The sequence below is a fragment of the Mesorhizobium sp. L-8-3 genome (assembly GCF_016756615.1).
Taxonomy (GTDB): Bacteria; Pseudomonadota; Alphaproteobacteria; order Rhizobiales; family Rhizobiaceae.
Genome location: NZ_AP023262.1, coordinates 3,436,509 through 3,448,322 on the forward strand (window position 1 = coordinate 3,436,509; position 11,814 = coordinate 3,448,322).

Annotated in this window: 11 protein-coding genes; 2 read left to right on the forward strand and 9 right to left on the reverse strand. The window is 63.4% G+C overall.

The window, feature by feature from the left end; all coding sequences use genetic code 11:
- Positions 1-71: 71 nt before the first annotated feature.
- Positions 72-1,412 carry an enoyl-CoA hydratase-related protein gene (locus JN302_RS16030; protein WP_202313400.1) on the forward strand — a complete coding sequence of 447 codons (1,341 nt, stop codon included), beginning with the start codon at positions 72-74 and terminating at the stop codon, positions 1,410-1,412.
- A gap of 235 nt (positions 1,413-1,647) precedes the next feature.
- Here JN302_RS16030 and JN302_RS16035 read toward each other — a convergent pair whose 3' ends face one another.
- From JN302_RS16035 to JN302_RS16050, 4 genes are all read right to left on the reverse strand, one after another.
- A complete protein-coding gene (locus JN302_RS16035) occupies positions 1,648-3,159 on the reverse strand; it encodes an AMP-binding protein (RefSeq protein WP_202333564.1) in 1,512 nt (503 codons plus the stop codon).
- Positions 3,159-3,662 (reverse strand): PaaI family thioesterase, encoded by a 504-nt coding sequence (locus tag JN302_RS16040; protein WP_202313402.1) that lies wholly within the window; start codon positions 3,660-3,662, stop codon positions 3,159-3,161. Before JN302_RS16040 ends, JN302_RS16035 begins: the two co-directional genes overlap by 1 nt.
- 1 nt (position 3,663) lies before the next feature.
- A complete protein-coding gene (locus tag JN302_RS16045) occupies positions 3,664-4,809 on the reverse strand; it encodes an acyl-CoA dehydrogenase family protein (protein WP_202333565.1) in 1,146 nt (381 codons plus the stop codon).
- Positions 4,810-4,882: 73 nt separating this feature from the next.
- The gene (locus tag JN302_RS16050) at positions 4,883-5,407 is read right to left on the reverse strand and encodes a MarR family winged helix-turn-helix transcriptional regulator (RefSeq protein ID WP_202313404.1); all 525 of its coding nucleotides are present in this window, start codon (positions 5,405-5,407) and stop codon (positions 4,883-4,885) included.
- A gap of 211 nt (positions 5,408-5,618) precedes the next feature.
- Between JN302_RS16050 and JN302_RS16055 the strand changes: the two genes are divergently transcribed.
- On the forward strand, positions 5,619-6,551 hold the full coding sequence (locus tag JN302_RS16055; RefSeq protein ID WP_202313406.1) for a 3-keto-5-aminohexanoate cleavage protein: 933 nt from the start codon (positions 5,619-5,621) through the stop codon (positions 6,549-6,551).
- Between the two features lie 44 nt (positions 6,552-6,595).
- On the opposite strand, the gene JN302_RS16060 is transcribed toward JN302_RS16055, so the two are convergent.
- The 5 genes from JN302_RS16060 to JN302_RS16080 all read right to left on the reverse strand — a co-directional run bounded on the left by JN302_RS16060 (position 6,596) and on the right by JN302_RS16080 (position 11,719).
- Positions 6,596-7,465, reverse strand: a complete 870-nt coding sequence (locus tag JN302_RS16060) for a DMT family transporter (RefSeq protein ID WP_202333567.1) — start codon at positions 7,463-7,465, stop codon at positions 6,596-6,598.
- A 143-nt stretch (positions 7,466-7,608) separates the two neighbouring features.
- Positions 7,609-8,769 carry an acyl-CoA dehydrogenase family protein gene (locus JN302_RS16065; RefSeq protein WP_202313410.1) on the reverse strand — a complete coding sequence of 387 codons (1,161 nt, stop codon included), beginning with the start codon at positions 8,767-8,769 and terminating at the stop codon, positions 7,609-7,611.
- Positions 8,770-8,852: 83 nt separating this feature from the next.
- Complete coding sequence (locus JN302_RS16070; RefSeq protein ID WP_202333569.1) at positions 8,853-10,061, reverse strand: acetyl-CoA hydrolase/transferase family protein; 1,209 nt, start codon at positions 10,059-10,061, stop codon at positions 8,853-8,855.
- A complete protein-coding gene (locus tag JN302_RS16075) occupies positions 10,061-10,849 on the reverse strand; it encodes an enoyl-CoA hydratase-related protein (protein WP_202333571.1) in 789 nt (262 codons plus the stop codon). The genes JN302_RS16070 and JN302_RS16075 overlap by 1 nt, the downstream gene beginning before the upstream one ends.
- A gap of 105 nt (positions 10,850-10,954) precedes the next feature.
- Entirely contained in the window at positions 10,955-11,719 is a 765-nt protein-coding gene (locus tag JN302_RS16080) for a glucose 1-dehydrogenase (RefSeq protein WP_202313416.1), read from the reverse strand.
- Positions 11,720-11,814: the final 95 nt, after the last annotated feature.

The following is an 11,814-nucleotide window of genomic DNA, read 5'->3' on the forward strand; positions in this document are numbered from 1 at the left end:
CTTGATTGCATGTCTAACGTATAGTACGCAAGTTTACGAGATTGAGGTTCTGCAACAGAGGAGGAGGGCGCATGACCGGCCTGCCAGAGATGACCAATTTCGGGACCAGCCGCACCGAAGACGGCATCCTCCATCTCGTCTTCGACATGCCCGATCGTTCGATGAACGTCTTCTCGAACAAGGCCATCCATGAGATCGAAGCTTTCGCGGACTGGCTCCGGCGCTCCGACATCCGCGGCGTGGTCGTCTCGTCCGGCAAGAGCAATGCCTTCTGTGCCGGCGCGGACCTGAGCGAGCTGTCGCAGGCCTACGACATGATCATGGCTTCGCCCAAAGACCAGCGCGACGCCAGGACCGTCGCGCACTTCTCGCCGATCGGGCGCGCCTTCCGCAAGCTGGAGACGGCCGGCAAGCCTGTCGCGGTCGCCGTGCACGGCCTCGCATTGGGTGGGGGCTGCGAGCTGATGCTCGCCTGCCACCATCGAGTGCTCACCGACACGAAGGAGACACAGATCGGATTGCCGGAATCGCTGGTCGGCCTTCTGCCCGGCGGTGGCGGCACCCAGCGGCTGCCCCGGTTCACTGGTGTCGAGAAGTCCCTTGGCGTGCTGCTCGACGGCGCACGCTTTGGCGCGCGGGAGGCCGTCGCGATGGGGGCGGCGAACGCCGCGGTTCCGCCCGGTCAGGAAATCGCAGCCGCCGAGGCCTGGGTGCGTTCGAACCCCGAGCCACGGCAGCCGTGGGACAGGGCGAACTGGAAGGGCTTCGGCGCGGATGAGGTGGTGGCGGTGACCCGCCCGGTCCGAGAGAAGCTGCTGCGGGAGACCGGAGGTCACTACCCTGCCGAACTCGCCATCCTCGATTGCCTCGATCGCGGACTGGCAGGGACCATGGATGAAGGCATAGCCGCCGAGGTCGATGTCTTCAAGGATCTCGTGCAGCGCATCGAACCCCGGAACATGATTGCGGTCATGTTCCTCGGTCGGGTTGAATACGACAAGCGCCGTCGCAAGGAAGCCCTTCCGGAAGGGCTGGATGCGCTCGCCGCCGAGGTGAAATCGGCGATGGAGAACAAGGCGACGGCTTTGGGCATCCTCGGCGCGGATGCGTTGAAATTCGCCGGCGTCGGTGGCGCCGCGCCGGGGGATGTCGCTGCCGCCAGCACCATTGCCGCGAGGCAGCCGCAATGGTTCGAGCAGCCGCAAGGCGACCTTGAGCGGGGCGCGCTGGCGATCCTGGCCGCGGGCGCAAAGGCGGCCGCGAGCCGCGCGGATCAGTTCTCTGCGGAAGACAGGAACATGATCGACTTCCATTGTCAGCAGGCCGCCGGCTTTCCGCGCTATCTCGGCGGGCCCTTCACCTTCCTCGCCCGCTTTGGCGAGGCGCGCTGCGACGAGCTCGCGGCAGCCTGATGCCAACGGTCGATGAAATCGCTTGTTGGAGCGCGCGACCGCGCGCCGCGCCCGTCAGAGCGGCGCGTGTCCACTTGGACGCGCAAGGACGCTCTGCCACTAATAGGTGCCGCATCGTGCTTTCCGAAAATCGCGTACGATTTTCGGGCCGATGCGGTAGCGCGAAAGCCAAGTGGCCCGGATGGGCCGCGCCGGCGTTTGAGGTAAGGTGGATGCGTCAGCATCCATGCCTGCTTCAGGGGAGCAGGTCACGAAGTTTCCTGCGCAGCAGCTTGCCCGTCTGACTGACGGGGAGCGCGTCCACCAGGTAAATCTCGCGTGGCTGCTTGATGCGGCCGAGCCTCTCGCGGATGTGCTGCCGGAGCCGCGGCATCACATCCGCTTCGCCGGCGCACGGGACCACGAAGGCGACCGGGCGTTCCTCGAATTCGGGATCGGGAACGCCGATCACACCGCATTCGGCAACGAACTCCGCCTCCTCGATGGCTGCCTCGATTTCCTGCGGATAGACGTTCACGCCACCTGAAATGATCATGTCGTCGAGACGGTCCGAGAGATAGAGATAGCCTCCGTCGTCGACATGGCCGACGTCGCCGAAGCTCTGCCAGCCCTGCCGTGATGTGCGTGTCGCCGTCTTGGCAGGCGCGCGGTGGTATTCGAAGCGCGGCAATCCCGAGAAGAAGACGCGTCCGGTCTCCTCCGGTCCCAGCTCTTCGTCATTCTCGCCGAGAATGTGCACGATGCCCTTCCGCGGCCTGCCGACCGATCCCGGCCGTCGCAGCCACTCGTCGCTGTCGATGAGCGTCAATCCCACGCCTTCCGTCCCGGAATAGTATTCCTGCAGGATCGGGCCCCACCAGTCGATCATCGCCTGCTTCAGGGCCGGGCTGCACGGTGCCGCACCGTGGATGGCGCGCCGGTGGCTTCGTCCCTGAAAGGCCGCGCGCGTCTCTGCCGGCAGATCGAGTAGCCGCCTGAACATCGTCGGCACCCATTGCGACAGGGTCAGCCCGTGCAGATCGATCAGTTCGAGGGCCCGCCGGGCCTCGAATTTTCGCATCAGCACCGTCGTGCCTCCAGCGGCCGTCACGGCCAGCACGAAACGGAGCGCGGCGGCATGATAGAGCGGGGCGGTCGAAAGATATCTCGTCGTGGAGTCCAGCCCGAAGATTTCGACCAGGTCTCGTGCGAAAGGCGGTAGCAGGCCGGCCTGGCCGAGGCCGGGCATGGGGCGCATGATGCCCTTCGGTGCTCCGGTTGTTCCCGACGAATACATCATCAGGCTGCCGGGGCTTTCGTCCGGACGCGGCACGGCGGGGTGGTGACGGAGCTCCGGCTCCCAATCCCGGATGGTCGCGATCCCTTCGCCGAGCGAGCGGAATGTCACGGTCGGACAGAGCGACGGCAGTTCCCCGGCCAAATGCGCGAAATCCGCATGCGTGACCACGAGGACGGCTTCGCAATCGTCGATGATGTAGCGCGTCTCGGAGGCCGTCAGCGTGGTGGGCAAGGGGGTAAGGTAGACCCCGGAGCGATAGGCTCCCCAGCCGAGCGCGACCATGTCGGGCGAATTGCCGACCATCGCCGCCATGTGATCGCCGCGCACGAGGCCGGCGGCGGCGATCGCCCGCGCAAAGACGTTCGCCCGCTGCTCGAGATGCGAGAAGCACAGCGTCCTGCCGCCATCGGCGATCAAGGCAGGCCGGTCGGGCTCCCTATCCGCCCATTCCCGGAGCCCGACCCGCATCAGGAACCTCCGAGGACGACGGAAAGCGCCTCGAGACCGCCGGGGTCGTGCGGGCCGGCGACGAAGATCCCGCTTGCAGTGAATACGGGCGTCATCTCGACCGTGCCAGTCACCTTGCAGAAGATCAGGTTCCTGCCGCGCTTGGTCAATTGCACGCGCGATTCCACCCAATCGCCCTGTCGGACGGGTCGCAGATATTCCATCGACAGTGACGCCGTCGGTATGGACGTTACCCGCAGCTCCGCCGCAAGGCGCAGCGAATAGGCCGAGAAGTCGGCGAAGCTTGCCAGCATTCCGCCATGGCAGGTGCCATGATTGTTCATGTGCCTGGGCGAGCAGCGGAATCCCAGCACCAGCGCTCCGTTCTCCATCCGGCCGTAGAATTGGCCCATCATCATATGGAACCCGGTCCGGGGCAGGACCGGCAGGAAGCCTTCCGGCGGATTGTCGGGGAGGTCGCGCCCGACGAGTTCAGCGATCGGGCCGGCACGGTCTTCGATCATCTCAGAGATTCCTCGAGATGAGTTCCTTCATGATCTCCGATGTTCCGCCGTAGATGCGCTGAACGCGCGCGTCGGCATACAGGCGACAGATCTCGTATTCGCGCATGAACCCGTAGCCGCCGTGCATCTGGACGCCGGCATCGACGACGCGGCCTTGCATTTCGGAACACCAGAGCTTCGCCATCGACGCCTCGTAGGTGCTGAGTTCGCCCTTGAGATGCTTGGCGATGCATTGATCGACGAAGGCCCAGCCGACCGACAATTCGGTCTTGAGCTCGGCCAGTCGGTAGCGTGTGTTCTGGAAGTCGGCGACCGACTGACCGAAGACCTTGCGCTCGCGCACATAGTCGCGGGTGATGTCGTATGCCTTCTGCGCGGCGGCGACCGAGGTCACGGCGATGATCAGCCTTTCCTGCGGCAATTCGCTCATCAGCATGCCCATCGCACGCCCTTCGCCGCCCAGCGTGTTGGCGACCGGGACGCGTACGCCATCGAAGAAAAGCTCGGACGTGTCGGCGCTGATCTGACCGAGCTTGTCGAGGTTGCGTCCCCGCCGGAAGCCCTCCCGCGTGGCCTCGACCACGATCAGCGTCATGTTCCCCGAGCCGCGGCCGTCACCCGTGCGGGTCACAACGATGACGATGTCGGCGTGCTGTCCGTTGGAGATGAACGTCTTGGCGCCGTTGATCACCCAATGATCGCCGTCGCGTATGGCGCGGGTGCGGACCCCCTGCAGATCGGAGCCGGTTCCAGGTTCGGTCATCGCAATGGCGCAGACCAGGGAACCGTCCACCATTCCGGGCAGCCAGCGCGCCTTCTGCGCGTCGTCCGCCTGATGGAGCAGATAGCCGAGGCAGACATCGGAGTGAACCGATACGTCGGCGGCAGGGCCCATGAAGCCGGAGTAGGCGAGTTCCTCCGCCACCACGGTGTGCATGCGGAAGTCCGAGCCGATGCCGCCGAATTCCTCGGGCACGGTCGGGCAGAGAAACCCGCTCGTGCCCAGCCGACCCCAAAGCGATCGATCCACGATGCCGTCCGCCTCCCACTTCTGGAAGTTGGGGGCGATCTCTTCGGCGACAAAGCGGCGAAGGCTGCCGCGAAGGCTCTCGTGATCCTCGTCGTAGATGCTTCGGGCCGGTAGCATGAACTCTCCTCGGGCGGTGGCGAACGCCAACGCTATCTAATTCGGAAGAGTATCATAAGCTAGAGTATCGTTTTTACAAGGCCGACATTCGGGACCGCCGCCCTGTGCCCTCCAGTTCGTCCTCGTCATCGAGGTCGATCTCGCCGCCTGGACGTTCTACCGCCATGGACAGGAGATTCGTCTTCATGGCGAAGAGGGTTCGGGAGGTCAGTTCGAGATCTTCGCGAGGGATGCCCTTGAGAATACGGGCGTTGAAACTGTCGTTGATCGGACCGATCTGGTCGATCAGCTGCCGCGCCTTGTCGGTGAGAAAGACCCGCTTCACACGACGGTCCTTCTCGTCCGCACGACGCTCGACGAAGCCTGCCGCCTGCAGCCTGTCGATCAGGGAGCCCAAAGCCACTTTTCCGACGTCCAGTTCATTGGCGAGCTGTGTCTGAGGCAGGCCGTCATTTCGCGAGACGAAGGCCAGAACCCACCACTGGGAGCGAGTAATGTCCAACGGTGCCAGTTCACGATCGTATGTGACGCGCCGCAGTCGGGACACGTCGTGGATGAGGTAGCCAAGTCTGAGGTCCCAGGAGCGGGTATCGTTCATTGACGTCTCCAGCAGCAGCGAACGGTCGATTGATACGGAATCGACCTTGTTAGCTATCATATCATCTAGTGATTGAATGTGTGCAGGCATATTTTATGGCTATGGATATGTCGATGCCGCGCCGCGCCCTTCTTCGGCACGATGCTTTACAAAGACGATACGTTGCCATATCGTACGGTATATTATTTTTTATGGCAGATAGGAGGATTCCTTGCGCAAGTCGAGAAAGGTCATCGTTAGCTGTGCAGTGACGGGCTCGATCCACACGCCGACCATGTCGCCCCACTTACCGGTCACCGCGGACCAGATCGCCAGCGAAGCGATCGCCGCCGCGGAGGCCGGCGCCGCGATCCTCCACCTTCATGCCCGCAACCCGAAGGACGGCTCGCCGAGCCAGGAACCGGAGCATTTCAAGCTGTTCCTTCCACGCATCAAGCAGAACTGCGATGCGGTCGTGAACATCACGACGGGCGGTGGGCTCGGGATGACGCTGGACCAGCGCCTCGCTGCGGCCATGTGGGCCAAGCCGGAGGTCGCGTCCATGAACATGGGCAGCCTGAACTTCAACATTTCCGGTGCCGCCGCAAAGATCAAGGACTTCAGGGAGGAATGGGAGCGACCCTATCTGGAGCGCACCAAGGACTTCATTCTCTCCAACACCTTCGCACAGATCGAACGCGGCATCACCGAGCTTTCCGCCAACGGCACCCGCTTCGAGTTCGAGTGCTACGATATCGGCCACCTGTACAACCTGGCGCATTTCGCCGACCGGGGGATGGTCAAGGCGCCGTTCTTCATCCAGGGCGTTTTCGGCATTCTCGGCGGAATCGCGCCCGAGATCGAACATCTGATGCATATGCGGGAAACCGCCGACCGGCTGTTCGGCGAGGACTACTTCTTCTCTTGCCTTGGGGCAGGACGCCACCAGATGCCGCTCGCGACAGTGAACGCCATCAAGGGGGGACATGTGCGCGTCGGGCTTGAGGATTCCATCTATATCGGCAAGGGTGAGCTGGCGAAATCCAATGCGGACCAGGTCGCCAAGATCATTCGCATCCTGAAGGAATTGTCGCTCGAGCCCGCGACGCCGCAGGAAGCACGCGAGATGCTCGGCCTCAAGGGCGCCGACAATGTGGGATTCTAGGCAGGCTTCGGAAGAGTCTCCTACGGTTTGCGACAAGAACCTGATTAGCCGGCTCTGAACCAGGCCCGCGCGCCCGTCATTTTGCGCGTTGCGCGAGTCTCGTGAAAGAGGGAGTAAATGCCTGATCCGACGATGATCGCCGTGCCGATCAAGGTCCACATATCAGGCAGATGGGCGAATATCAGAAAGCCCCAGAGCGTGCTCCAGACTATCAGCGTGTACTGAAGCGGCGAGAGCACCACGGCCTCGCCGAGATCCAGTGCGCGCATGATGGACAGTTCGCCGCTGCCGGCGATGACGGAGATGCCGATCATCATCAGAAGCTGCGACAGGTCCGCCGGGTTCGTCCAGATGAAGGGAAGAGGCAGGCTGAGCAGGATGGCGGCGGTCAAGGCCGTGTAGGCCACCGTTGTGACCAGGGGATCCGCGCCGCTGACGCGCCTCGAGATTATCTGCCGGATCCCGAAAGCGGCACCGGACAAGATCACGAGAAAGATGGCCGGGTGGAAGGCATTGAAGCCAGGACGTATGATGATCATCGTACCGGCGAAGCCGAGTATCACGGCGATCCAGCGCTTCAGTCCGATGGTTTCGCCGAGGAGCAGCCCGGCAAGAACGGTAACGATGAACGGAGCGACGAAGCTCACTGCGGTCGCGTCCGCCAGGGGCACATAGGCGATTGCGAAAAGGAACGTCGTGGCGGCCACGACGACCGTCAGCCCTCGACAGAATTGGAGGAAGGGATAGCGGCTGCGCAGGATGTACGGGCCTTTCCAGGCAAGCAGGACGATCACGCCGCTCAACAAGCCCAGTTGTCTGAGCCAGGCGATCTGCAAGGGGCTCACAGACTGAGACAGCGACTTCGACAACATGTCGGACGTGCTGTAGAAGAAAAACCCCGCAAGCATGAACATGATCGCGCGAGCCGTCTCCTTCGATGTCGGCTTGCGTCTGTGCGGTGCCGCCGACGTCTCTTCACTTCCAGTCAATGTGTGGCCTCTCGGAAAAAAAGAGGCAGCGCCGTTTCGGCGCTGCCGAGGCGCCTGGGAGGAGGCGGTTATGCTCTGTTGTGTGCCTCGTCGGCCATCTGGCGTGCGATGATGAGCTTCATGATCTCGATGGAGCCGCCGGCGATCTTGGTGATGCGGGCGTCGGCATAGGCGCGGGCGATGGGCATTTCCCACATGTAACCCCAGCCGCCGAACAGCTGCAGGCACTCGTCCGCGGCCTTGCAATGGAGTTCGGTGGTCATCATCTTGGCCATGGCCGCGTCGACCGGGTCGAGCCGGCCCTGCATGAACAGCTCGATGCATTTGTCGGTGAAGACACGCATGGCGGTCGCCTGGGCCTTCAACTCGGCCAGCTTGAACTGAGTGTTCTGCTGGTCGAAGAGTGGCTTGCCGAAGGCATGACGGTTCATTGTGTAGTCGACCGTCCACTCGATGATGGTCTCGGCCACGGTTGCGGAGCGGATCGCCTGGGCCAGCCGCTCCTGCGCGAGCTTGGTCATCATCAGGGCGAAGCCCTTACCTTCCTCGCCCAGCATGTTCTCGGGCGGCAGGCGCATATTGTCGAAGAAGAGCTCGGACGTGTCCTGGGCGAGCATGCCGAGCTTGTCGAGGTTCTTGCCGCGCCGGAAGCCCGGGCGGTTGCCCTCGACCAGGAACAGCGTCACGCCCTTGGCGCCGGCCTCGCTGTCGGTCTTCGTCGCCAGCACCAGCACGTCGCAGAGCTGGCCGTTGGAGATGAAGACCTTCTGGCCGTTGATCAGGAATTCGTTGCCGTCGCGTACGGCCTTGGTCCGGATGGCCTTGAGGTCGGAACCGGCATGCGGCTCGGTCATGCCGAGCGAGCCGATCCACTCGCCCGACACCATCTTGGGCAGGAATTTCCTCTTCTGCTCTTCGGTGCCGAAGGACAGGATATAGGTGGCCACGAGATCGGTGTGGATGAGGAAGCCTGGGCCCGAGGCGCCGGCCCGCCAGAGCTCCTCGAAGACGACGACGTCGAAGAGGTAATCGAGGCCGAGGCCACCGTATTCCTCGGGCACGGTGCAGCAGAGCATGCCCTGCGCGCCGGCCTTTCTCCACAGCTCGCGCGGAACGATGCCGTCCTTCTCCCACTGCGCGTGATAGGGAACGATCTCCTTGTCGACGAACTTGCGGACGCTGTGGCGGAACATCTCGTGTTCCTCGCGGAAGAGGGTGCGTTCGATCATCGAGGGTGCTTTCGTTTGTATGCTACCGTACTTTTAGCAGCCTCCAATGCCGTAAGCAACCGTACAGTTTGCGTGCTGACGTATTATTGGCAGTGTTCTCGAAGGGCCGCTCGATGGTCGGGAGCCGCAACGGATAGCAGCGCGTCCCGGCGGGCCGTATGTGACCGGCAGCGCAGGTCGGCGATGCCGTGTTCGGTCACGACGATGTCGATGTCGAACCGGCCGAGCGAGACCGGTCCGGTCGCCAGCTGGAGAGGGACGATGCGGGACACCGCACCTTTCGACGCCGTCGCCGGCAGGACGACGATCCGGAGGCCGTTCATCCCCCGTGCGCCGGCGGCGAAGTCGGAAGCGCCGCCTGGGCCGGACAGATATCCGGATGGCGTGGCTTCGGCATGAGCCTGGCCGTCAAGGTCGACCTCGATCGCGGAGTTGATCGTCACGAGACGGTCGATACGCGCGAGACTTGCCACGTCATGCGTGAACGAGGGAGGGCGGAAGCTGAACTCTGGTCCCGAAATTGCATCATAGAGCTGGCGCGTGCCGATGGCCACGCCGGCAGTGATCGGGCTGTCCTTGCGCAACGCCCCGGCGCGCAACAGATGCAGCGTGGAATCCCCGATCAGGCCCGAATGGATCGCGAGGTCGCGCTTGGCCGTCAATCCGCGCAGCACGGCCTCGGGCACGCGTCCGAGACCGGCCTGGATCGTCGTGCCGTCGGGAACGAGCGTCGCGACATGGGCAGCGATCCGCGCGGAAACGTCGTCGACGCCCGGATCGGATTCCGGAAGCGCCTGTTCCGCCTCGATCAATGCAGCGAAACGCTCGACGGGAATGCCTGAAGTGCCGCGGGTCGTCGGCATCAGAGGATTGATATGACCGATGAGATGCGGGATGTGCTGCCATAGGTCCGCGATGAAATCCGTTACGGGGCCGAAGCTGCATCGGCCGGTCGCGTCGGGCGGCGCACACATGACGAGGGCAGCCTGCGGCGGATGTGCCGCCAGCCACTGGCGGATGCCCCGGTAGGACAGCGGCAGGAACTCGACGCGATCGCAGTCAGCGAACTCCGGCAGCATGAAGAATGTCGCAACCCGCGCCCCGGTGTCGAGCAGGTAGGAGGGGCGGTTCAGTCCCGCGACGAAGATGCTGGTGAAGGTGAGATCGGGACGGGAGAGGCCGGCAAGCCCCTCCCGGAAGATGCCGGATTCCGCCGAGCAGGCCGAAATCCAGCAGAGCGCGCCGTCCGGCAGGAAGCGCCCCAGCTCCGACGGCGAGATCTTCGGCGGCATCAGTCGACGTACTTGTGGAAGTCGGGCTTGCGCTTCTCGTTGAAGGCGTTGACGCCTTCCTTCGATTCATCCGTCGCGTAGTAGAGTTTTACGGCATGAAGCGCGAGATTACTGGTGCCGCGGATAGCATCACTGTCCGCATTGAACGAGCGCTTCAGGAAGGCCAGCGCGGTCGGCGAACGCTCAGCCAGCGTATCCGTCCACTTGGTCACGGCGTCGTCGAGCTCCGCGAGCGGCACGACCTTGTTGATCAGGCCCATCTCCAGCGCCTGCTGCGCGGTGTATGTCTCGTTCAGGAACCAGATTTCGCGCGCCTTCTTTTCGCCGACCACGCGGGCGAGGAGGGCCGTGCCCCAGCCCGCGTCGAACGAACCGACCTTCGGACCGACCTGGCCCATCTTCGCCGTGTCGGCCGCGATCGCCAGGTCGCAGAGCGTGACGAGCACATGACCGCCGCCGATGGCGAAGCCGTTGATGCGTGCGATCACGGGTTTCGGCACGTCCCGGATCAGGCCCTGGAGCTCGTCGATCGGCAGCCCGACGACGCCGCGGCCGTCATAATTGCCTTCATGAGCGGACTGGTCGCCGCCGGTGCAGAATGCCTTGTCGCCAGCGCCCGTGAGCACGATGGACGACACGCCCTTGTCATTGGCCGCAAGGTGAAGAGCCTTGATCAGATCCTCCAGCGTCTGGCCGCGGAAGGCATTGTAGACTTTCGGCCGGTTGATCGTAAGCCAGGCCGCGCGGCCCTTCACTTCATAGATGATGTCGGAGAATTCGTGTGCCATATGATAATCCTGTTCTGGCGGGCGCGCCGCCCCAAGCTGGTCTGTGGCAAGTGGAAGCGGGTCGTCCGCCAGCCCGCTGCCCTGCGGTGTGAGGTGCAGTGCGCGTCACACCATATTCATGCCGCCTGAGACCGAAATGGCCTGGCCGGTGATGTAGCTGGCGTCCGAGGTGCCAAGGAAAGCGACGATGCCGGCATAGTCTTCGGGTTCGCCCATACGCTTGAGCGGAATGCCGCGCACCATTGCATCCTTCCACTTCTCGGCCTGTTCACCGGTGCCCAGGACCGACTGCATCATGGGCGTGTTGGTCGGACCGGGGCAGACGCAATTGAGCAGCACATTGTTGCGGGCGAGCTCGCGCGCCACCGACTTGGTAAACGCGATTATGCCGCCCTTGCAGGCCGAATAGACCGCCTCGGTCGAAGTGCCGACACGGGCGGCGTCCGAGGCGATATTGACCACGCGGCCGCCGCCGCGCTCGACCATGCCGGGCAGCACCGCCTTGTGCATGTAGAGCGGGCCGCTCAGATTGATCGATATGATCTTGTCCCAGAGCGGCTTGTCGGTTTGCAGGAAGGGCGCCGGCTTGTCCCAGCCGGCATTGTTGACGAGCAGCCAGACCGGACCGAGTTCGGTCTCTACCTGCGCCACGGCCTTGTTGACCGCTTCCTGATCGGAAATGTCGACGCCGTAGATCCTGACTTCGCCATCCTTGGCGCGCGCCTCTTCAGCCGTAGCCTCGGCGGCTGCAGGATTGAGGTCGAAGACCGCCACTTTGCAGCCCTCGGCAGCCAGGCGCAGAGTGATGGCTTTGCCGATCCCCTGGCCTCCGCCGGTAACAATCGCGATTTTTTCCTCCAGATCGGACATGTGAACTCCCTTAGCCATGCGGAATCGAACGCGGCGCGCTCGATGGATGTCTGATGAGCGAATAATATGCTTGCGTACCATACGCTGGCAAGCTA